The 21,302-nt window shown below is 71.2% G+C and carries 18 protein-coding genes; 10 read left to right on the plus strand and 8 right to left on the minus strand.

Features of this window, described 5'->3' with window-relative positions; genetic code table 11:
- Window positions 1-8: 8 nt before the first annotated feature.
- Both greA and ADL34_RS28860 read right to left on the minus strand, forming a co-directional pair.
- The gene (greA, locus tag ADL34_RS28855) at window positions 9-509 is read right to left on the minus strand and encodes a transcription elongation factor GreA (protein WP_062671569.1); all 501 of its coding nucleotides are present in this window, start codon (window positions 507-509) and stop codon (window positions 9-11) included.
- A 210-nt stretch (window positions 510-719) separates the two neighbouring features.
- Complete coding sequence (locus ADL34_RS28860; RefSeq protein WP_062671567.1) at window positions 720-1,118, minus strand: DUF4307 domain-containing protein; 399 nt, start codon at window positions 1,116-1,118, stop codon at window positions 720-722.
- Between the two features lie 147 nt (window positions 1,119-1,265).
- Here ADL34_RS28860 and mca point away from each other — a divergent pair, with 147 nt between their 5' ends.
- From mca to ADL34_RS28895, 7 genes are all read left to right on the plus strand, one after another.
- Complete coding sequence (mca, locus tag ADL34_RS28865) at window positions 1,266-2,147, plus strand: mycothiol conjugate amidase Mca (RefSeq protein ID WP_079034350.1); 882 nt, start codon at window positions 1,266-1,268, stop codon at window positions 2,145-2,147.
- Window positions 2,140-2,403, plus strand: coding sequence for a hypothetical protein (locus ADL34_RS28870; protein ID WP_062671564.1), 264 nt, complete (start codon window positions 2,140-2,142; stop codon window positions 2,401-2,403). The genes mca and ADL34_RS28870 overlap by 8 nt, the downstream gene beginning before the upstream one ends.
- 247 nt (window positions 2,404-2,650) lie before the next feature.
- Window positions 2,651-4,684: a thioredoxin domain-containing protein gene (locus ADL34_RS28875; RefSeq protein ID WP_062671562.1), complete on the plus strand. Its 2,034-nt coding sequence runs from the start codon at window positions 2,651-2,653 to the stop codon at window positions 4,682-4,684.
- A 191-nt stretch (window positions 4,685-4,875) separates the two neighbouring features.
- A complete protein-coding gene (locus ADL34_RS28880; RefSeq protein ID WP_062671560.1) occupies window positions 4,876-6,153 on the plus strand; it encodes a glycosyltransferase in 1,278 nt (425 codons plus the stop codon).
- Window positions 6,150-7,796: an ArnT family glycosyltransferase gene (locus tag ADL34_RS28885; RefSeq protein ID WP_062671559.1), complete on the plus strand. Its 1,647-nt coding sequence runs from the start codon at window positions 6,150-6,152 to the stop codon at window positions 7,794-7,796. Before ADL34_RS28880 ends, ADL34_RS28885 begins: the two co-directional genes overlap by 4 nt.
- Entirely contained in the window at window positions 7,793-8,980 is a 1,188-nt protein-coding gene (locus ADL34_RS28890; RefSeq protein WP_062671557.1) for a glycosyltransferase, read from the plus strand. The genes ADL34_RS28885 and ADL34_RS28890 overlap by 4 nt, the downstream gene beginning before the upstream one ends.
- Entirely contained in the window at window positions 8,977-11,391 is a 2,415-nt protein-coding gene (locus ADL34_RS28895) for a galactose oxidase-like domain-containing protein (protein WP_062671554.1), read from the plus strand. The genes ADL34_RS28890 and ADL34_RS28895 overlap by 4 nt, the downstream gene beginning before the upstream one ends.
- Window positions 11,392-11,394: 3 nt before the next feature.
- On the opposite strand, the gene ADL34_RS28900 is transcribed toward ADL34_RS28895, so the two are convergent.
- The 3 genes from ADL34_RS28900 to trhA are packed head-to-tail and all read right to left on the minus strand — an operon-like array spanning window position 11,395 to window position 13,556.
- Window positions 11,395-12,120: a Mut7-C RNAse domain-containing protein gene (locus tag ADL34_RS28900; RefSeq protein ID WP_062671552.1), complete on the minus strand. Its 726-nt coding sequence runs from the start codon at window positions 12,118-12,120 to the stop codon at window positions 11,395-11,397.
- A 12-nt stretch (window positions 12,121-12,132) separates the two neighbouring features.
- The gene (locus tag ADL34_RS28905; RefSeq protein WP_062671550.1) at window positions 12,133-12,783 is read right to left on the minus strand and encodes a TetR/AcrR family transcriptional regulator; all 651 of its coding nucleotides are present in this window, start codon (window positions 12,781-12,783) and stop codon (window positions 12,133-12,135) included.
- Between the two features lie 26 nt (window positions 12,784-12,809).
- A complete protein-coding gene (gene trhA / locus ADL34_RS28910; protein WP_062671548.1) occupies window positions 12,810-13,556 on the minus strand; it encodes a PAQR family membrane homeostasis protein TrhA in 747 nt (248 codons plus the stop codon).
- Between the two features lie 328 nt (window positions 13,557-13,884).
- Here trhA and ADL34_RS28915 point away from each other — a divergent pair, with 328 nt between their 5' ends.
- The gene (locus ADL34_RS28915; protein ID WP_062671546.1) at window positions 13,885-15,708 is read left to right on the plus strand and encodes a phosphoenolpyruvate carboxykinase (GTP); all 1,824 of its coding nucleotides are present in this window, start codon (window positions 13,885-13,887) and stop codon (window positions 15,706-15,708) included.
- A 226-nt stretch (window positions 15,709-15,934) separates the two neighbouring features.
- Here ADL34_RS28915 and ADL34_RS28920 read toward each other — a convergent pair whose 3' ends face one another.
- Both ADL34_RS28920 and ADL34_RS28925 read right to left on the minus strand, forming a co-directional pair.
- Entirely contained in the window at window positions 15,935-16,348 is a 414-nt protein-coding gene (locus tag ADL34_RS28920; RefSeq protein ID WP_062671544.1) for a hypothetical protein, read from the minus strand.
- Between the two features lie 99 nt (window positions 16,349-16,447).
- Entirely contained in the window at window positions 16,448-17,659 is a 1,212-nt protein-coding gene (locus ADL34_RS28925; protein ID WP_062671542.1) for a pyridoxal phosphate-dependent aminotransferase, read from the minus strand.
- Between the two features lie 124 nt (window positions 17,660-17,783).
- Between ADL34_RS28925 and ADL34_RS28930 the strand changes: the two genes are divergently transcribed.
- Window positions 17,784-18,491 carry a hypothetical protein gene (locus ADL34_RS28930; protein WP_159038996.1) on the plus strand — a complete coding sequence of 236 codons (708 nt, stop codon included), beginning with the start codon at window positions 17,784-17,786 and terminating at the stop codon, window positions 18,489-18,491.
- A 249-nt stretch (window positions 18,492-18,740) separates the two neighbouring features.
- Window positions 18,741-19,670 carry a S1 family peptidase gene (locus ADL34_RS28935; protein ID WP_062671538.1) on the plus strand — a complete coding sequence of 310 codons (930 nt, stop codon included), beginning with the start codon at window positions 18,741-18,743 and terminating at the stop codon, window positions 19,668-19,670.
- 15 nt (window positions 19,671-19,685) lie between these two features.
- Here ADL34_RS28935 and ADL34_RS28940 read toward each other — a convergent pair whose 3' ends face one another.
- Complete coding sequence (locus ADL34_RS28940) at window positions 19,686-21,293, minus strand: N-acyl-D-amino-acid deacylase family protein (RefSeq protein WP_062671536.1); 1,608 nt, start codon at window positions 21,291-21,293, stop codon at window positions 19,686-19,688.
- Window positions 21,294-21,302 lie beyond the last annotated feature (9 nt).

Below are 21,302 nucleotides of genomic sequence, written 5' to 3' on the forward strand. Positions count from 1 at the left end.
GGGCCGGGTCAGCCGCTGTAGGGCTCGGCCTTCAGGATCCGCACCGAGGCCTTCTTGCCGTTGGGCAGCTCGTACTCCGCGTCCTCGCCGACCTTGTGGCCGATCACGCCGGAGCCCAGCGGGGACTGCGGCGAGTACGTCTCGATGTCCGAGCTGGCGTACTCGCGGGAGGCCAGAAGGAAGGTCGTCGTGTCGTCCTCGTCGCCATCGAAGGCGATCGTCACGACCATCCCGGGCGCCACCGCGCCGTCCGCCGACGCCGGGGCCTCACCGACCTTGGCGTTCTCCAGGAGCTGGGTCAGCTGGCGCACGCGGAGCTCCTGCTTGCCCTGCTCCTCCTTGGCCGCGTGGTACCCGCCGTTCTCACGCAGGTCCCCCTCCTCGCGCGCCGCCGCGATCTTGGCTGCGATCTCCGTGCGCGCAGGACCAGACAGGTACTCCAGCTCGGCCCTGAGCTGGTTGTACGCCTCCTGGGTCAGCCAGGTGACGTTCTCGCTGGTCTGGGTCACAGGTGCTCCTCGTCGGTACTGGGAATACAAAGCATCGCCCTACCCAGAAGAATGTTCCTTCACGGATGGGCGAAACCACGAGCCTAACAATTGGATGCCCGAAGGGGGAGGACATAAGCCACCAGATTTACATCGCCGCAGGTCAGGCGATGCGTATTCCGGGCGAATCCTGCCGGTGTCGGGCGGTTGACCCCGGGTGCACCGGCGCCGTCAGTCGGCGTGGCAGCCGAGCAGCTCGGCCGTCGTCCCCCGGGCCGTCGTACGGAGCGTGACGACCTTGTCGATGCGGGTGCCGTCCCCGTCGAACCGGAAGTCCGCCCGGCCCACCTCGGCGCCGCTCCGCGCCTGCGACCGCAGCGTGCAGTAGCCGGAGGCCCCGGCGTCCTTGCGGACCTCCAGGTGCACGTCCACCGCGTCCTTGCGGACGTCGAACTCGATCACCTCTGCGCTGATCTTGTTCTGCCCGACGTAGTGCCAGCCGAAGTACCCGACCAGCGCCAGCAGGAGCGCCCCGAGCACCCCGCCGACGACCTTGAGCGTGCGGTCGGCGCGCGCGTCCGAGGAGCGGCCGTAACGGCCCTCGGGCGGTCGCGTGCTCACCGTACTCATGATCGTCCTCCCGGCCGGAGCGGAACGGATGTCCCGAAAGTGGGCCTCCGGGCCGTACCCCGGAATTATCCGCCCCCCGATTCGGTCACTATAGAAGCCGCCGATCGCACCGGGGCACGCCGGGGCGCCGACTACGAGGATTGAGTCTTGACTGACCAGCTGCGACTGATGGCCGTCCACGCCCACCCCGACGACGAGTCGAGCAAGGGCGCGGCGACCATGGCGAAGTACGTGTCCGAGGGGGTGGACGTGCTGGTCGTGACCTGCACGGGCGGGGAGCGCGGCTCCATCCTCAATCCGAAGCTCCAGGGCGACAAGTACGTCGAGGAGCACATCCACGAGGTACGCAGGAAGGAGATGGACGAGGCCCGCCAGATCCTCGGGGTCAAGCAGGAATGGCTCGGCTTCGTCGACTCCGGCCTGCCCGAGGGCGACCCGCTGCCCCCGCTCCCCGAGGGCTGCTTCGCCCTGGAGGACGTCGACAAGGCGGCCGGCGAGCTGGTGAAGCAGATCCGCTCGTTCCGCCCGCAGGTGATCACCACCTACGACGAGAACGGCGGCTACCCGCACCCCGACCACATCATGACCCACAAGATCTCGATGGTGGCCTTCGAGGGCGCCGCGGACACCGAGAAGTACCCGGAGGCCGAGTTCGGCCCGGCGTACCAGCCGCTGAAGCTCTACTACAACCAGGGCTTCAACCGCCCCCGCACCGAGGCCCTGCACCAGGCCATGCTGGACCGCGGCCTGGAGTCGCCGTACGGGGACTGGCTCAAGCGCTGGGACGAGTTCGAGCGCGTCGAGCGCACCCTCACCACGCACGTCCCGTGCGCGGACTTCTACGAGATCCGCGACAAGGCGCTGATCGCCCACGCCACCCAGATCGACCCCGACGGCGGCTGGTTCCGCGTCCCCATGGACCTCCAGAAGGAGGTCTGGCCGACCGAGGAGTACGAGCTGGCGAAGTCCCTCGTCGCCACCTCCCTCCCCGAGGACGACCTCTTCGCGGGCATCCGGGACAATGCCTGACATGACCGCAAGCGCAAGCCTGGCAATGACACACCTCGCCACCCTCGCCAAGGAGGTGGACGAGGACAAGGTCACTCCCGGCGTCCTCGGCTTCATCGTCTTCGCCGTGATGGCCCTGGCGGTGTGGGCGCTGATGAAGTCGATGAACCGGCACATGAGCCGGGTCGAGTTCACGGAGGACCCCGACCCGAAGGCCGAGACCCCCGCCGACGCCACCGGGACGACCACGGGCGCGGACGGGCGCAAGCAGGGCTGACGGCGCCGCCCCGGCGGCCCGGTCGGCGCGGGGCCGCGGGCGCGACCCGCATGACCTCCCGCGCATGGCGGCTCGGCACCACGCCGAGCCGCCATGCCCGCCACCCCGCCTTCGGCTCCGGCAGCGGCCGGTACGCCTCCAGGCCCTCCGACGTCCCGCGCACGGACGGATGCCCGAGCCGCCCGGCGACAGGCGGAGAGGCGGGCCGTCCCGGGACCGGCCGGGGGAGGTGGGGCAGGATGGAGACATGCCGAACCGACTGGCTCACGAGACGTCCCCCTACCTGCTCCAGCACGCCGACAACCCGGTGGACTGGTGGCCGTGGTCGGAAGAGGCCTTCGAGGAGGCCCGCAGAAGCGGCCGGCCGGTTCTGCTGAGCGTCGGGTACAGCAGCTGCCACTGGTGCCACGTGATGGCGCACGAGTCCTTCGAGGACGAGGCGACGGCCGACTTCCTCAACACCCACTTCGTCAGCGTCAAGGTGGACCGCGAGGAACGCCCCGACGTGGACGCCGTCTACATGGAGGCCGTGCAGGCGGCCACCGGCCAGGGCGGCTGGCCCATGACGGTGTTCCTCACCCCCGACGCCGAGCCCTTCTACTTCGGGACGTACTTCCCGCCCGCGCCCCGGCACGGGATGCCGTCCTTCCGGCAGGTCCTGGAAGGTGTCCGCGGCGCGTGGACCGACCGGCGCGAGGAGGTCGCCGAGGTCGCCGGGAAGATCGTGCAGGACCTGGCCGGCCGGGAGATCTCCTACGGCGGCACCGAGGCCCCCGGCGAGCAGGAACTGGCGCAGGCGCTGCTCGGCCTCACCCGGGAGTACGACCCGCAGCGCGGAGGGTTCGGGGGCGCGCCCAAGTTCCCGCCGTCCATGGTGATCGAGTTCCTGCTGCGCCACCACGCGCGCACGGGCGCCGAGGGAGCGCTGCAGATGGCGCGGGACACGTGCGAGCGGATGGCCAGGGGCGGCATCTACGACCAGCTCGGCGGCGGTTTCGCACGGTACTCGGTGGACCGGGACTGGGTGATCCCGCACTTCGAGAAGATGCTCTATGACAACGCCCTGCTGTGCCGGGTCTACGCGCATCTGTGGCGGGCCACCGGGTCGGACCTCGCGCGGCGGGTGGCGCTGGAGACCGCCGACTTCATGGTGCGGGAACTGCGCACGGAGCAGGGCGGGTTCGCCTCCGCGCTGGACGCGGACAGCGACGACGGGACCGGGCGGCACGTCGAGGGCGCGTACTACGTGTGGACGCCGGAGCAGCTGCGCGAGGCGCTCGGGGACGACGACGCCGGGCTGGCCGCGCGGTACTTCGGGGTGACCGAGGAGGGGACGTTCGAGGAGGGCGCCTCGGTGCTGCAACTCCCGCAGCGGGACGAGGTGTTCGACGCCGAAAGGGTGGCGTCGGTGCGTGGGCGGCTGCTGGAGGCGCGGGCCGGGCGGCCGGCGCCGGGCCGGGACGACAAGGTCGTCGCCGCGTGGAACGGCCTCGCGATCGCCGCGCTGGCCGAGACCGGTGCCTACTTCGACCGCCCGGACCTGGTGGACGCCGCGCTCTGCGCCGCCGACCTGCTGGTGCGGGTGCACCTGGACGAGCAGGCGCGGCTGACCCGGACCAGCAAGGACGGCCGGGCGGGGGCCAACGCCGGGGTGCTGGAGGACTACGGCGATGTCGCCGAGGGCTTCCTGGCGCTTGCGTCGGTCACGGGGGAGGGGGTCTGGCTGGACTTCGCCGGGTTCCTGCTGGACCACGTGCTGGCCCAGTTCGTGGACGAGGAGTCGGGCGCGCTGTTCGACACGGCCGCGGACGCCGAGCGGCTGATCCGGCGGCCGCAGGACCCGACGGACAACGCGGTGCCGTCCGGGTGGAGCGCGGCGGCCGGGGCGCTGCTCGGCTATGCCGCGCACACCGGGTCGGAGCCTCATCGCCGGGCGGCCGAGCGGGCGTTGGGTGTGGTGAAGGCGCTCGGTCCGCGGGTGCCGCGGTTCATCGGGTGGGGGCTCGCGGTGGCGGAGGCCCTGCTGGACGGGCCGCGCGAGATCGCGGTCGTCGGTCCCGCGCTGTCGGACGAGGCGACAAGGGCGTTGCACCGTACGGCACTTCTGGGGACGGCGCCGGGCGCGGTGGTGGCCGCGGGGGCCGCGGAGAGTGACGAGTTCCCGCTGCTGGCCGGGCGTCCGCTGCAGCAGGGTGCGCCGGCCGCGTACGTCTGCCGCAACTTCACGTGCGACGCGCCGACCACGGATCCGGAGCGGCTGCGGGAGACGCTGAGCAGCTGAAACAGGGGTCGTATCGCGGCGGTTACGCGAGTGGCGTGCGAATTGTTCACTCTCGCCTCCGGTTGTGAGGAAACGCGCTCTTCATCGAAAGCACCTGCGAACTTCACACATCCCTCCTAATCTCTGCACAGTGCCGCGACCGGTGTGGCCCACCGGCGCGACAGGGGGCATTGGGGATCTGGGGGGATCTGTTGCTGACGTCTGTCTTAATCGCCGTCGTCTCGCTGGCCTTGTTCTGGATGGCGGCCTTCACCCTGTGGTGGCAGATGCACGCGTGGCGTACGCCCGAAGTGCTCGCCTCCACCCGGTTCAGCAGACCGGACGGGGACGACCACGTGTCGTTCTCGCTGCTCCTGCCGGCCCGGCACGAACAGGCCGTGCTGGACCACACGATCCGGCGGCTGCTGGAGTCCACGCACACCGACTTCGAGATCATCGTCATCGTCGGGCACGACGACCCGGAGACCACCGAGGTGGCCGAGCGGGCCGCGTCCCGCGACCCGCGGGTCCGTGTCGTCGTCGACACGCACGAGAAGAAGAACAAACCGAAGGCGATGAACACCGCGCTGCCGCACTGCCGCGGTGACGTCGTCGGGGTCTTCGACGCCGAGGACCAGGTCCATCCGGAGCTTCTGGCCCATGTGGACCACGCGTTCCGCACGACCGGGGCGGACGTCGTCCAGGGCGGTGTCCAGCTGATCAACTTCCACTCCAGCTGGTACAGCCTGCGCAACTGCCTGGAGTACTTCTTCTGGTTCCGCTCGCGGCTGCACCTGCACGCGCAGAAAGGGTTCATCCCGCTCGGCGGGAACACGGTCTTCGTCCGCACCGACGTGCTGCGCGAGGCCGGCGGCTGGGACCCGGACTGCCTGGCCGAGGACTGCGACCTGGGGGTCAGGCTCTCCAGCGTCGGCAGGAAGGTCGTCGTCGCCTACGACTCCGACATGGTGACCCGGGAGGAGACGCCCGGCAGCCTGATGTCGCTGCTGAAGCAGCGCACCCGGTGGAACCAGGGTTTCCTGCAGGTCTACCGGAAGAAGGACTGGAAGCAACTGCCCACGTTCGGGCAGCGGCTGCTCGCCCGCTACACGCTGATGACGCCGTTCATGCAGGCGTTCACCGGGCTCGTCATCCCGCTGAACATCGCCGTCGCGGTGTTCCTCGACGTGCCGGTGGGCATCGCGTTCATCACCTTCCTGCCGGCCGTCACCGCGCTCGTCACGTTCGTGTTCGAGATCGTCGGACTGCACGACTTCGGGCGGCAGTACGGGCTGCGGGTGCGCTTCGTCCACTATCTGAAGCTGGTCGTGGGCGGGCCCTTCTACCAGGTGCTCCTCGCCGGGGCCGCCGTGCGCGCCGTGTGGCGCGAGCAGCGCGGCCGCAACGACTGGGAGCTGACCAGCCATGTCGGCGCGCATCTCGACGCCACCGGCGTGACCCGCGACCTCCGAGAGGACGTCCCCGCGTGACCTCCACCCTTCCCGCGGTGACCACTCCGAAGGTCTCCGCGCAGCGCCGGCCTGCGTCCACGGCACGTCCGACCCGTCGAACAGCGCCCCCGCGGCTGCGTTCGTCCCGGTCCGACCTGCTCCTGTGCGGTGTCCTCCTGGTGGCGATCCTCGTCGTCCAGGGCTGGAACATCGCCGACTACCCGACCCTCAGCGACGACGAGGGCACCTATCTCGCCCAGGCCTGGGCGGTCCAGGAGGGCCGCGGCCTGGCCCACTACACCTACTGGTACGACCATCCGCCGCTCGGCTGGATCCAGATCGCCGTGCTGACCTGGATCCCGGCCGCGCTCAGCCCCGAGTCGATGACCGTGGGCACCATGCGGGCCGCGATGCTCTTCGTCAGCGCGATCAGCGCGGTGCTGGTCTACGTCCTCGGGCGGCGGCTGTCGCTGCCGCGCTGGGCGGCCGGACTCGGCATGGTGCTGTTCGGCCTGTCGCCGCTGTCGGTGGTGCTCCAGCGGGAGATCTTCCTCGACAACCTCGCGGTGATGTGGACGCTGCTGGCGTTCGCGCTGGCCGCCTCGCCGAGCCGTCATCTGTGGCACCACTTCGGCGCCGGCATCGCGGCCGCCACCGCCGTGCTCACCAAGGAGACGATGCTCTTCGTGCTCCCGGCGGTGCTGGTCACCATGTGGCGGCACAGCCACCGCGACACCCGCAAGTTCGCCCTCACCGGCGCGATCACCGCGTGCGCGCTGATCGGCCTGTCCTATCCGCTGTTCGCCCTACTGAAGGGCGAGTTGCTGCCGGGCAGCGGGCACGTCTCGCTGTGGGACGGCATCACCTACCAGATGACCCGGCCCGGTTCGGGCTTCATCCTCGACGAGGGCTCGGGTTCCTGGGGCGTGCTCCAGTCCTGGCTGTACTACGACCGCGTCCTGATCGTCGGCGGTCTCGCCGGCGCCCTCCTGCTGCTCGTGACCTGGCGCTGGTCGGTCACCGCCCGCGCGCTGGCCGGGCCGTCGGCAGCCGTGGTGATCCTCGCCCTGGTCGCCCTGCGCCCGAACGGCTACCTGCCGGCGATGTACGTCATCCAGGCGCTGCCGTTCCTCGCCCTGGTACTGGCCGGCGGGACGGCCTCCGTCGCGCACGCCGTGCTGCGGCGCCGGCGCTCGGAGAGAGAGCCCCGCGCCGTCACCGGCGGCCGGTACGCCCTGGCGGCGGTGCTGGCCGTCGCGGCCTGCGCCCATGTCGTACCGCGCTGGTACGACGGTGACCGCACCGCCGTCACCGCCGACGCCAACGCCCCCTACCAGGCGGCCTCGAAATGGCTGGCCACCGAGGTGGAGCACCCGGCCGGCACCCGCGTCCTGGTCGACGACGCGCTGTGGCTCGACCTGGTGCACGCCGGGTACGAACCGGGACGGGGCGTCATCTGGTTCTACAAGGCCGATCTCGACCCGGCCGTCACGAAGACGATGCCGCGCGGCTGGAAGGACCTCGACTACGTCGTGGCGTCCCCGACGGTCCGGCGTGACGCCGTCGACCTGCCCAACGTCAAGGCGGCCATCGAGCACTCCGAGCCGGTCGCCGTGTTCGGCAGCGGCGAGGACCGTATCGAGATCCGCCAGATCCAGACTTCCGCCGGAGGCGTTCGATGACCCACGAGTACACCGCCCCCGGCCGGCTGGACGCTCCGGCCGTCGAAGCCGCCGAGGTCCCCGAGCCGGGAGCCGTCACCATCGTCGTCCCGACGTTCAACGAGTCGGCGAACGTACGGCGGTTGCTGCACCAGATCACCGAATCGGTGCCGTCCCGGCTGCCCTGCGAGGTCGTCTTCGTGGACGACTCCACCGACGACACCCCGCGGGTCGTCGAGGAGGCCGCCAAGGACTGCCCGTTCCCCGTCACCGTCCTGCACCGGGACGAGCCCGTCGGCGGGCTCGGCGGCGCCGTCGTGGAGGGCATGAAGGCGGCCGGCTCGGACTGGATCGTCGTCATGGACGGCGACTGCCAGCATCCGCCGTCCCTGGTGCCGGAGTTGGTGGCCACCGGCGAACGCGCGAACGCCGGACTGGTCGTCGCCTCCCGGTACATCGAGGGCGGCAGCCGCGCCGGTCTCGCCGGCGGCTACCGGATCGCCGTGTCGCGGGGCGCGACCTGGCTGACCAAGGCCCTGTTCCCGCGCCGGCTGCACGGCATCAGCGACCCGATGAGCGGCTTCTTCGCGATCCGGCGCAGCGACATCACCGCCGAGGCGCTCAAGCCGCTGGGCTACAAGATCCTGCTGGAGCTGGCGGTGCGCAGCCGTCCCCGGACGGTCACCGAGGTGCCGTTCGTCTTCCAGGAGCGGTTCGCGGGCGAGTCCAAGTCCACGGCGGCGGAGGGGCGCCGCTTCCTGCGGCACCTGGCCGGGCTGCGGACGGCGAGCCCGCTGGCCCGGATGGTGGTGTTCGGGCTCATCGGGCTGACCGGCTTCGTGCCGAACCTGGCCGCGCTGTGGGCGATGACCCAGGCCGGTCTGCACTATCTGCCGGCCGAGATCATCGCCAACCAGTTCGGGGTGGCGTGGAACTTCCTGCTGATCGAGAAGCTGCTGTTCCGTGAGCGGCGCGCCCACCGGCACTGGGCCGACCGCACGGTCCGGTTCGCGCTGCTCGCCAACGCCGACCTGGTGCTGCGCATCCCGCTGATCGCGCTGCTCGTCGGCCGGTTCGGGCTCGCCGTGCTGCCCGCGACGGCGCTGGCCCTGGTCATCACCTTCGTCCTGCGCTTCGTGGGTACCGAGGCGCTGGTCTATCTGCCCCGCAGGAGCCGCCGCCGCACGGCAAGGAGTACCGCATGAGATCCAGATCCAGAACGGCCCTGCTGGCCGTGACGGGCCTCACCGGAGGGCTGCTCCTCACCGCTCCCCAGCCCGCGTCCGCCGCCAACCTCGTGAAGAACCCGGGCTTCGAGACCGCGGGCTCGGGAGGGAGCGCGGACATGCCGTACTGCTGGGAGAGGTCCGGGTGGGGGGACAACGACTTCTCCTTCGAGACGGTGGCCGACGCGCACTCCGGCTCCAAGGCGATGAAGGTGACGCTGACCCGCCGCACCGAGGGGGACCGCAAGGCGCTCATCACCGAGTCCGCCGAGTGCGCGCCGGTCGTCTCGGTGGGGAAGCAGTACGACCTGGGGCTCTGGTACAAGTCGACGACGCCGGACACGTCGATCACCCTGTTCCGGCACGACGCGAGCGCCGGCTGGCAGTACTGGACGGACCTGAAGACGCTTCAGACGGCGGCGGGCTGGACCGAGGCGACGGTCCGCACGCCCGAGGTGCCGGCCGGCACCGACCGGATCGCGTGGGGCGTCTCCGTGTACGGCACCGGCTCGGTCACCACCGACGACTACACGATGGACCAGGTCGCCGAGCCCGTGCCGGACCCGGAGTGCACGGGCACCGCCGAGGAGTGCGCGAACGGCCGCTGGGACGTGCTGCCGACGCGGAACCCGGTCCGCTCCATGCACTCCGTCGTCCTCAACAACGGCAAGGTGCTGCTGATCGCCGGGTCCGGCAACAGCGAGGAGATGTTCGAGGCGGGCACGTTCACCAGCGCGGTCTACGACCCGCAGAACGGCACCTACAAGCAGATCCCCACGCCCAAGGACATGTTCTGCGCCGGGCACGTCCAGCTGAAGGACGGGCGGGTGCTCGTCATGAGCGGGAACAAGGGCTATCCGTCGGCCGACGGCACGGTCGGCTATCAGGGCTACAAGGACTCGTACATCTTCGACCCGGTCACCGAGACGTACAGCAGGACGAACGACATGAACGACGGGCACTGGTACCCGTCGGCGACGATCCTCGGCAACGGCGACGTCATCTCCTTCGGCGGGCTGCGGGAGGACTCGACCGGCTCGGTGACGGCCGAGCGGTGGTCGGACGCCGAGCAGAAGTGGCTGGAGCTCTGGAAGGTCAACCAGACCTGGTCCTACTGGGGCCTGTACCCGTCGATGATCCTCATGCAGGACGGGCGGCTCTTCTACTCCGGCAGCCATGTATTCGGCAACAACATCCCGGGCACGGGCGCGGCGATCTACGACTACGACGCCAACACCGTCACCCAGGTCCCGGGCCTGCGGAACAAGGACGAGCGCGACCAGTCCGCGAGCGTGCTGCTGCCGCCCGCGCAGGACCAGAAGGTCCTCACCATCGGCGGCGGCAACATCGACTCCAACCCGGACGCCAACCGGCTCACCGACGTGATCGACCTCAAGCAGCCGAACCCGTCGTACGTGGCCGGGCCGCCGCTCCCGCAGGGCACCGTCGACCTCGGCGCCGGCAAGGTCGCGCAGACCGGCGCCCAGGGCAAGATGTACGTCTCCGCGGTGCTGCTGCCCGACGGCAAGGTCCTGGAGACGGGCGGCGCCCTGCACAACCGGGCCGACCCGGTGTACGAGTCGTCGATCTACGACCCGGCGACCGACACCTTCGATCCGGTGGCGGCCGACCCGGAGGAGCGCGGCTACCACTCCTCGGCGTTCCTGCTGCCCGACGGCCGGGTCATGGCGACCGGCGACAACCCGGGCAACGGGTCCTGGAACCACGACGTGTCGATCTACACCCCGCCGTATCTGCTCAAGGGCGAACGCCCCACGATCACCTCGCTGATCGACACCGAGTGGACGTACGGCGACACCCAGCGGATCACCGTCGACCGGCCCATCGCCAAGGCGGAGCTGATCCGCCCGGCCGCGGTCACCCACTCCTCCGACCCCAACCAGCGGTTCGTCGACCTGCCGCTGTCGGTGGACGGGAACAACGTCGACCTGAACGTCACGAGCAACCCCGACCTGGCGCCGCCCGGCTGGTACATGCTCTTCGCGGTGGACGCGAACGGCGTGCCGTCGGTGGCGAAGTGGGTGCGGCTGGACGGCCCGCGGGCGCTGAGCGCCAAGGACGCCTCGGCGCACGTCCACGCCTTCGCCGACGACCCGCAGGGCAAGGTCACGGGCCCCGGCAGGAAGCGCACGGCGCAGAAGGTCGGCCCGGCCGTCTCCGGCTGCGACCGGCACTACGGCTCCGCCAACGTCTGTGTGCCGACCCACTTCCCGCCGACCGTGAAGGCGACGACGAAGGCCCGCTGCGACTGGCTGAAGGCCAACGACTACGGCCGGCTGAAGGTCAACGGCAAGGACGACCCGCTCCGCCTCGACCCCGACCGGGACGGCGTGGCCTGCGGCAAGGGTGATGTGAAGAGCAGGCGCTAGCAGTCAGCTCGCGTACTCGGTGAGGGCGCGCTCCACGATGGCCTGCAGCTGTTCGTGGTGCGCGCCCTTCCAGTAGGCGCGCCCGCACGCGGTGCACTGCGCGAAGACGTCGTACGTGCGCCGGGTGCCGCCCGCCAGCTGGTCGGCGACCTCGTCCTTGGTGGCCTGCCTGAGCAGGCCGTTGCAGGCGGTGCAGCGCGTCCAGGGGCGCAGGTCCGGGCGGAAGCGGTCGAGGACGTCCCGCAGCTGCTCCTCGGGGCGGGTGCTGTAGACGTAGCCGCCGGCCCACAGCTCGCGGCGGCGCAGCAGGCCCCGGTCGCGGCTGAGCATGACCCGTTTCTCGGCGGCGGAGCGGGCGGCGAGGGCCGGGTCGCCGATGTCGGTCGACTCGTACGCGGTGTCCACGCCGAGCAGCCGCAGCCGGCGGGCGAGGGTGCCGAGGTGGACGTCGAGCAGGAAGCGCAGGGGGGCGCCGGGCACCCGCTGGGGGCGCTCGACGGGCTTCACGGTGACGGACTCGCCGGCCCGGGGGACGTGCGCGACGGGGACGGGGAGGCCGTCGACGAGCAGGGTGCCGACCTCGGTGAGCGGGACGCCCAGGGACTCCACGACATGGCCGAGGGTGGACACGCCGTCGGTGGTGAGCGCGGTGGCGCCGCGCCGCCGGGCACCGGCGACGAACAGGTGCAGCTCGGGCGCGAACTCGACGTGGATCTCGGGACCGTTCACCTCGTCAGGATGTCACGGCAGGGGCCGGGCGCCCCGGGGATTTCCGGCGGGGACGCCGTCCCCGGCGACGTCCAGGGCGCGGTCGAGGAGCCCGGGGAGGTCGTCCCGGAAGCCGCGCTCCGCCCAGTACAGGCAGGTCTCCGTCAGGCCGGCGGCCAGGGACGTCACGTAGACCCGTGCCGTCAGCGGGTCCGGCGGCGGGCCGGGGCGTTCGGTGACGGCCTCGGCGAGCATCCGGCCGGTGCCGCGCACGCTCTCCAGCAGCCGTGAGCGCACCGCGGGCACGCGTACGAACAGCTGCGCCCGCAGCCGTACGGCCTGCGCGTCCTCCTCCAGGGCGGTGACGGTGGCGTGCCGCAGGACGTGCCGCAGGGAGTCGGTCCAGGGCTCGTCGGCGGGGCGGTCGCGCAGCGCGGCCACCAGGGCCGGGCCGGTGTCGACGGTCCCGACGATGTCCTCCTTGCCGGGGAAGTACCGCAGGACCGTGCTGGGGGAGACCTCGGCGCGCTCGGCGATCTGCTCGACCGTGGTTGCCTCGTAGCCCTGTTCGGCGATCAGGGTGTGGGCGGCCCTGCGGATGGCGAGGCGCGTCTTCGTCTTCTTGCGCTCCCGCAGGCCCGCCGGGCGGGCCCGCGCGGGAGCCGGGATCCGTGCCGTGGTCATGGGCCCATTGTCGGGCCGGACGCCGGTCAGGCGTGCTGGTAGGCGACGAGGGAGATGCCGATGTAGTGCGCGATGAACGCGGCCAGCGTGAGGGAGTGGAAGACCTCGTGGAAACCGAACCAGCGCGGTGACGGGTTCGGCCGCTTGATGCCGTAGACCACGCCGCCGGCGCTGTAGAGGAGACCGCCGACGATCACCAGGACGAGTACCGCGACGCCGCCGGTGCGCATGAAGTCCGGCAGGAAGAAGACGGCGGCCCAGCCCATCGCGATGTAACAGGGCGTGTAGAGCCAGCGGGGGGCGCCGACCCAGAAGACCCGGAAGACGATGCCGGCCGCGGCGGCGCCCCAGATGCCCCAGAGCAGCCACCGCCCCTTGGCGCCGGGCAGGAGCAGCATCGTCAGCGGGGTGTAGGTGCCCGCGATGATCAGGAAGATGTTGGCGTGGTCGAGCCGGCGCAGGACGCCGTCCATGCGCGGGCTCCAGTCGCCCCGGTGGTACAGCGCGCTCACGCCGAACAGCAGGCAGGCCGTGAGGGTGTAGATCCCGCAGGCGAGCCGGCCGCGCGGGGAGTCCGCGAAGGCGGTGAGGACCAGCCCGGCGACGAGCACGGCCGGGAACATGCCCAGGTGCAGCCAGCCGCGGAGCCTCGGTTTGATCTCCTCGCCGAGCTGCTGGGCGTGGTGGGCGATCTGGTGCGGCAGGGAGGGCGCGCCGGATTCCCGGCCGTCGGCCGGCGTGTCCGTGGGCGCGTCGGGGGCGGACGCAGTCATGGGGAAATCGTACCTACGGAACCGTAACTTATGCCTCGCGGCGGCCTGATGAGGGCCCGAAGTGGCCATCGTCTCATGGGCCCCTCGAGCGTGTGTACCCGGGGTGAGGCCGTGATGACGGATCGGAAACATCCGGATGAGTGGCGATCCTCACGCCGCTCACTTGTGATGCCCTCTGGACATATGCGCGGGCGCGTCGGATGATCAAATGAGTGCGGTCGGCACCGGATGAGCGCGGCGCGATCCAGTCAGTGCGGCGTCCGGGTCGAGGCCCCCACGGGGCACACAAGGGCATATCAAGGACAAAATCCCTCACTTAGGAGCAACCGTGGCGCGTGACAACGCGGCTCCCCCCGTCGTTCCCACCCAGCACCAGGCACTCGTCAGCTGGGTGAACGAGATCGCCGAACTGACGCAGCCGGACAACGTGGTCTGGTGCGACGGATCCGAGGCCGAGTACGAGCGCCTGTGCGAGGAGCTCGTCGCCAAGGGCACCTTCAAGAAGCTCGACCCGATCAAGCGCCCCGACTCGTACTACGCCGCCTCCGACCCGACCGACGTCGCCCGCGTCGAGGACCGGACGTTCATCTGCTCCGAGAAGGAGGAGGACGCGGGCCCGACGAACCACTGGAAGGCCCCGGCGGAGATGCGGGAGATCTTCCAGGGGGAGCGGGGCCTGTTCCGCGGCTCCATGCGCGGCCGCACCATGTACGTCGTGCCCTTCTGCATGGGCCCGGTCGGCTCGCCGCTGTCCGCGATCGGCGTCGAGATCACCGACTCCGCCTACGTCGCCGTGTCCATGCGCACGATGACCCGCATGGGACAGGCGGTCCTGGACGAGCTCGGCGCCGACGGCTTCTTCGTCAAGGCCGTGCACTCCCTCGGCGCCCCGCTGGAGCCCGGCCAGGAGGACGTCCCCTGGCCCTGCAACTCCACCAAGTACATCTCGCACTTCCCCGAGGACCGCGAGATCTGGTCCTACGGCTCCGGCTACGGCGGCAACGCCCTGCTCGGCAAGAAGTGCTACGCCCTGCGCATCGCCTCGGTCATGGCCCGCGACGAGGGCTGGCTCGCCGAGCACATGCTGATCCTCAAGCTGACCCCGCCGCAGGGCGAGTCGAAGTACGTCGCCGCCGCCTTCCCGAGCGCCTGCGGCAAGACCAACCTCGCCATGCTGGAGCCCACCATCTCCGGCTGGACGGTGGAGACGATCGGCGACGACATCGCCTGGATGCGCTTCGGCGAGGACGGCCGCCTCTACGCGATCAACCCCGAGGCCGGCTTCTTCGGCGTCGCGCCCGGCACCGGTGAGCACACCAACGCCAACGCGATGAAGACACTGTGGGGCAACTCGGTCTTCACCAACGTCGCGCTCACCGACGACGGCGACGTCTGGTGGGAGGGCATGACGGAGGAGACTCCCGCCCACCTCACCGACTGGAAGGGCAACGACTGGACGCCGGAGTCCGGCACGCCGGCCGCGCACCCCAACGCCCGCTTCACCACGCCCGCCTCGCAGTGCCCGATCATCGCGCCCGAGTGGGAGGACCCCAAGGGTGTGCCGATCTCCGCGATCCTCTTCGGCGGGCGCCGCGCCAGCGCCGTACCGCTGGTGACGGAGTCCTTCGACTGGAACCACGGCGTGTTCCTCGGCGCCAACGTGGCCTCCGAGAAGACCGCCGCGGCCGAGGGCAAGGTCGGCGAGCTGCGCCGCGACCCGTTCGCCATGCTGCCGTTCTGCGGCTACAACATGGGCGACTACATGGCCCACTGGGTCGACGTGGCGAAGGACAAGGACCAGTCCAAGCTGCCGAAGATCTACTACGTCAACTGGTTCCGCAAGAACGACGAGGGCAAGTTCGTCTGGCCCGGCTTCGGCGAGAACAGCCGCGTCCTGAAGTGGATCGTGGAGCGCCTGGAGGGCAGGGCCGAGGGCGTCGAGACGCCGATCGGCGTCCTGCCCGCGAAGGGCGCCCTCGACACCGCGGGCCTCGACCTGTCCGACTCGGACCTGGACTTCCTGCTCACCGTCGACAAGGACGTCTGGCGTGAGGAGGCGGCGCTCGTCCCCGAGCACCTGAACACCTTCGGCGACCACACGCCCAAGGAGCTGTGGGACGAGTACCACGCGCTGGTGGAGCGCCTGGGCTGAGCGCAGCCCCCGAAGACGCCGCGGCCGGCTCCGATCGTGCCCTGACCAGCTACATCGTCACGGCCGGCCGCGGTGACCGCCTCCCGGACCGGCGAGGCCCCGTACAACGGCGTGCGGGGCCCCGGGCCTGCCGCCGCCGGTTCCCGTCCGCCCCGACGGGACGACGAGCGGCGGCGGGCCCTCGCCTGACGGCGAGGGCCCGCGCATGCGCCAGGGGGTGGGGGTCTCAGACCCCGGTCAGTTCCTGCGACGCCTGGGCCGCGGCATGCGCGTCCATGCGTTCGGCGGCGAGGATCGCCGCCGCGGTGTCCGCGCGGGACGCGGCGACCACCAGGGCGCGCCCCGCCAGGGCGTGCGCCCGGCGGTGCAGGGTCGCCAGCCGCTCCGGGCCGGCCGCGACGGCGGAGCGGGCCGGCGGGCGTCCTCCCCGGAGCCGGGTCACCTGCTCGGCGAGCCGTTCGGCCGCGAGGTCCAGGTCCTGCGAGGGCGCCGTCGCGCGCAGCTCGTCCGTGACCGCGAGCAGCGCGGCGAGGTGACCGGCGAGCTGGATGTCCAGCTCCTCCTCGCGCGAGCGGTGGGGGAAGTCGGTGCCGCCGGCCATCGTGCTGTGGATCGACTTGGTGCGGATCGGTTCGTACATGGGGGATGGCCTCCTGTGCGCTGACAGGAAGCCATCCTAGCTTAGATCTCGTCTAAAGTTGAGTTGGAAGCAAAAAGTGGACCGTACAGTTACGTACGGTCACGGCTGGCCGTATCCGTCGAGGAAGCGGCCGATCCGGCCCATCGCGTCCCGCAGGTCCGTCGTCGTCGGCAGGGTCACCACCCGGAAGTGGTCCGGTTCCGGCCAGTTGAAGCCGGTGCCCTGCACCACCATGATCTTCTCGCGGCGCAGCAGGTCCAGGACCATCCGCCGGTCGTCCTTGATCTTGAAGACCTTGGGGTCCAGGCGCGGGAAGAGGTAGAGCGCGCCCTTCGGACGGACGCAGCTCACGCCCGGGATGGCGGTCAGCAGCTCGTAGGCGACGTCCATCTGCTCCTTGAGCCGCCCGCCGGGCAGCACCAGGTCGTTGATGGTCTGCCGGCCGCTGAGGGCGGCGACGACCCCGTGCTGACCCGGCATGTTCGCGCACAGCCGCATGTTCGCCAGGATCGTCAGGCCCTCGATGTAGGAGTCCGCGTGCGCCCGGGGGCCCGAGATCGCCATCCAGCCCACCCGGTAGCCGGCCACCCGGTACGCCTTCGACATGCCGTTGAAGGTGAGGGTCAGCAGGTCGGGGGCGACGGCGGCGGTCGGGGTGTGCCGGGCGCCGTCGTAGAGGATCTTGTCGTAGATCTCGTCGGAGCAGACGAGCAGGTTGTGCCGCCGCGCGATGTCCGTCAGCCCGCGCAGGACGGCCTCGTCGTACACGGCCCCCGTCGGGTTGTTGGGGTTGATGATGACGATCGCCTTGGTGCGGTCGGTGACCTTGCGCTCGACGTCGGCGAGGTCGGGCATCCAGTCGGACTGCTCGTCGCACCGGTAGTGCACGGCGGTGCCGCCGGACAGGGACACGGCGGCGGTCCACAGGGGATAGTCCGGCGCCGGGACCAGCACCTCGTCCCCGTCGTCGAGGAGCCCCTGCATCGCCATGACGATCAGCTCGGAGACGCCGTTGCCGATGAAGACGTGCTCGACGTCGGTCTCGATGCCGAGGGTCTGGTTGTGCATGACGACGGCCCGGCGGGCGGCCAGCAGGCCCTTCGCGTCGCCGTAGCCGTGGGCCGACGACACGTTGCGGAGGACGTCCTCCAGGATCTCGGGCGGGCACTCGAAGCCGAACGCCGCCGGGTTGCCGGTGTTCAGCTTGAGGATCCGATGCCCCGCCGACTCGAGCCGCATCGCCTCCTCGAGCACCGGGCCCCGGATCTCGTAACAGACGTTGGCGAGCTTGGTCGACTGGATCACCTGCATGTCTGGGAGCTTACGGCGGTGCCCCTAGGGAAGGCCCGTGTTTTCCGCCACGTGAGACGTGTGGTGCGGGCGGTTGTCGTGGGCCGCTGTCCTGTGCGCCCGCACCTCTCTAAAATGCCCCCTCATGCCCAGGCCACCGGAGAACGACGAGGCGATGAACGACGGCGACGCCGCGCACGACGGCTACGGCGGCCGAGTGGCCGCCCAGCAGGGCGGTCCGGCGACGGACGGGCCGAGTGTGTACCACCCGCTGGCCGACGCCGCCCCGTCCTACGAGGAGTACGCCGATCCCGCCGCCGCACACGGCTGGCAGGACGCGTACGACCGGACGGAGGAACTGCCCCGGACGCCGGGGGGTATTGCTGCGAACGGGGGAGCGCGGGCCGCGCGCGGGCGCCGGGGGACGCGCCGCAAGGAGCGCCCGCGTCCCTCGCGGCGGGTTCTGGTCTCGGCCGGGGCGGTGGGGGTCGTCTCCGCGGCGCTCGTGGCGGGCTTCTCCCTGTCCGGGTCGCCGTCCGACGATGACTCCCGGGGCGGGAGGGAGCGGACGGGCCCGACCGCGGTGGATCCCGCGCAAAGCACGGAGGGGACGGGCGGCAGTGCGACGGCGTCCGGTACGCCCCTGAGCGGCGAAACACCGCGCACGAGCACCCCGGACGTGACGTCGTCCCCCTCCGCGCCGGCCACCGGGACCGGGGGCGGCGAGTCCTCGGCCCCCGCGGCGAGCACGGCCCCCGCGGCACCGACCGCAACGGCGACCGCGTCCGCGACGAGGGGCGGACGCGACGACCACCCCGGGCGTGGCCTCGGCATCACCAAGGGGCCCAGGTAGCCGTCGTCCGTCGCCGGCCGGGTGCGGTGTGCGCCGCCCCGCCTGTGGTGATCCGGCCACCCTCCCGTGGAGGTCCTGCGCCGCCCCGCCGAAACGTCCGGGATCCGGTGGTAGGGAAAGCCCTACGGCCCTACTCGCCGGTCACCTGGTCCTTGTGGGCACCCCCCTGCTGAATGAGAATGCGCATGACAAAAGCGCGGGTGGCCGGAGATCTCTCCGGTCACCCTCCTCGTATGAGGGGACCCCCACATGAGAAAACCTCTCGGCGCCACCCTCCTCGCCCTGGCGATAGCCGGGGCCGGCGCCGCACCCGTGGCCGCGGCTCCCGCGGACACCGCGCAGTCCTTCGGCAAGGGTGCCGGGACGGGCTCGGTCACCTCGGTGGTCCGGGACACCGTCGCCTCCGTCACCGCCGGTCTCGAACAGGCGCTCAAGCCGTCCGTCCGGGCCGTCGACTTCGCCGGCACCGTGGCACTCAGCAACTGTTCCGGCTCCGTCGTGCGCTTCCCGAAGTCGCAGGACAGCGACCCGGCGCTCGTCATGTCGAACGGCCACTGCCTGGAGACCGGCATGCCGGGCCCCGGCCAGGTCGTCGTCAACCGCGCGTCCAGCAGGACCTTCAGCCTGCTGAACTCGTCCGGCTCCAGGGTCGCCACCCTGCGGGCCAGCAAGATCGCATACGGCACCATGACCGACACGGACGTGTCGATCTACCAGCTCACCTCCACCTACGCGCAGATCAAGAGCTCGACCGGGATCAGCGCGCTGACGGTGTCCGACACCCGTCCGGCCGCCGGCACCGCCATCACCGTCGCCTCCGGCTACTGGAAGCGGCTGTACAACTGCAACGTCGACGGGTTCGTGTACCGCCTGAAGGAAGGCGACTGGACCTTCAAGGACTCGGTCCGCTACACCTCCGCCTGCAACACCATCGGCGGCACCTCCGGCTCCCCGGTGATCGACCAGGCCACCAAGCAAGTCGTCGCCGTCAACAACACCGGCAACGAGGACGGCCGGTCCTGCACGGTCAACAACCCGTGCGAGGTCGACGAGAACGGCCAGGTCACCGTCCGCCAGGGCATCAACTACGCCCAGCAGACGTACCAGATCCCCGCCTGCTTCGGCACCGGCAACCAGCTGAACCTGAGCGCGAGCGGCTGCGTCCTGCCCAAGCCGTGACCGGCGGTACGCCCTCTAGCCGGTCCTGCGGACCGCCCGTCCCGCCAGAACGTCCGTGCGGCGGCCGTCCTCGATGACGAAACGGCCGTCCACGAGCACATGCGGGATGCCCGTCGGTGGCGTGCGCGGCTCCTCGAACGTGGAGCCCGCCGCCACCGTCTCCGGGTCGAACAGCACCAGGTCCGCCCGGTAGCCCTCGCGGACCAGGCCCCGGTCCGGCAGGCGCAGCCGCGCCGCCGGGCGCGAGGTCAGATGCGCCACGCACTCCTCCAGCGACAGCACCCCCAACTCCCGCACGTAGTGCCCGAGATAGTGCGGGAAGGTGCCGTACGCACGCGGATGCGGCTTGCTGCCCTGCAGGATGCCGTCGGAACCGCCCGTGTGGACGCGGTGCCGCATGATGGCCCGGACGTTCTCCTCGTGGCCGACGTGCTGCAGGATCGTCGTGCCGAGCCGGTCCTCCAGGAGCAGCCGGCGCGCGGTCGTCCACGGCTCCTCGCCGCGCGCGTCCGCCGTCTCCCGGACCGTGCGGCCGACGTGGTCCGCCAGCGCGGGTTCGCCCACCCCCGAGATCTCGATCGTCTCCCACTCCACGGGCACCCCGTGGCAGCCGTCCGCGCCGACGACCTCCAGATGGTGCCGGATCCGCTCGGCCGTCGCGTCGTCCGCGAGCCGCGCGAGCACCGCCTCGGGCCCGCCCTCACTCGCCCAGCTCGGCAGCAGGGCGACCAGGGTCGTGCAGCCGGGGGTGTACGGGTAGGTGTCGAGGCTGATGTCGGCGCCCTCGTCGAGCGCCTTGTCCAGCAGGGACAGCAGCTCCGGGGCGCGGCCCCGGTTCACGCCGAAGTTCATGGTCGCGTGGGCGAGATGCAGCGCGCAGCCCGCCTCCCGGGTCAGCGCCACCATCTCCTCGTACGCCTCGAGCGCCCCGGCCCCGTAGGAGCGGTGGTGCGGGCAGTAGTAGCCGCCGTACTGTGCCACGACCCGGCACAGCTCGGTCAGTTCGGCGTCCCGCGCGTACATGCCCGGCGTGTACGTCAGCCCCGACGACAGGCCGACCGCGCCCTGCTCCAGGCCCTCGGCGACCAGGGCGCGCATCCGGTCCAGCTCGGCCGGTGTCGCCTCGCGGTCCTCCCAGCCGACGACGAGCGCCCGGACCGTGCCCTGCGGGATGAGATACGCGGCGTTCACCGCGACGCCCCGGTCGAGGCGGTCCAGGTACTCGCCGACGGACCGCCAGTCGAAGTCGATGTCGTCGCCCGGGCCGTTCCAGCCGGCGATCGCGCGCCGCACCTCGCCCAGGGTGCGGTCGTCGACGGGCGCGTACGACAGCCCGTCCTGGCCGAGCACCTCCAGGGTGACGCCCTGGGCGGCCTTGGCGCTGTGGTCGGGGTCCCGCAGCAGCGCCAGGTCGCTGTGGGCGTGCATGTCGACGAAGCCGGGGGAGAGGACCAGCCCCTCCGCGTCCAGCTCACGGCGCGCCTTCGGCCGCTGGCAGCCGGCCGCGGCGGCCTCCTGGACGATCGACACGATCCTGCCGCGGTCCACGACCACGTCGGCGCGGTAGGACGGACCCCCGCTGCCGTCGACGACGTCGGCGTCCCGGATGACGAGCTCTTCCACGACCGGCCC

The organism is Streptomyces sp. NRRL WC-3605 (genome assembly GCF_001509795.1).
GTDB lineage: Bacteria > Actinomycetota > Actinomycetes > Streptomycetales > Streptomycetaceae > Streptomyces > Streptomyces viridochromogenes.

Excerpts from the sequence above, each read along its gene's own strand:
- ADL34_RS28860 (WP_062671567.1), bottom strand. The coding sequence starts at position 1,118 with ATGAGTACGGTGAGCACGCGACCGCCCGAGGGCCGTTACGGCCGCTCC.
- ADL34_RS28870 (WP_062671564.1), top strand. The coding sequence starts at position 2,140 with ATGCCTGACATGACCGCAAGCGCAAGCCTGGCAATGACACACCTCGCC.
- ADL34_RS28875 (WP_062671562.1), top strand. The coding sequence starts at position 2,651 with ATGCCGAACCGACTGGCTCACGAGACGTCCCCCTACCTGCTCCAGCAC.
- ADL34_RS28890 (WP_062671557.1), top strand. The coding sequence starts at position 7,793 with ATGACCCACGAGTACACCGCCCCCGGCCGGCTGGACGCTCCGGCCGTC.
- ADL34_RS28895 (WP_062671554.1), top strand. The coding sequence starts at position 8,977 with ATGAGATCCAGATCCAGAACGGCCCTGCTGGCCGTGACGGGCCTCACC.
- ADL34_RS28905 (WP_062671550.1), bottom strand. The coding sequence starts at position 12,783 with ATGACCACGGCACGGATCCCGGCTCCCGCGCGGGCCCGCCCGGCGGGC.
- trhA (WP_062671548.1), bottom strand. The coding sequence starts at position 13,556 with ATGACTGCGTCCGCCCCCGACGCGCCCACGGACACGCCGGCCGACGGC.
- ADL34_RS28920 (WP_062671544.1), bottom strand. The coding sequence starts at position 16,348 with ATGTACGAACCGATCCGCACCAAGTCGATCCACAGCACGATGGCCGGC.
- ADL34_RS28925 (WP_062671542.1), bottom strand. The coding sequence starts at position 17,659 with ATGCAGGTGATCCAGTCGACCAAGCTCGCCAACGTCTGTTACGAGATC.
- ADL34_RS28930 (WP_159038996.1), top strand. The coding sequence starts at position 17,784 with ATGCCCAGGCCACCGGAGAACGACGAGGCGATGAACGACGGCGACGCC.
- ADL34_RS28935 (WP_062671538.1), top strand. The coding sequence starts at position 18,741 with ATGAGAAAACCTCTCGGCGCCACCCTCCTCGCCCTGGCGATAGCCGGG.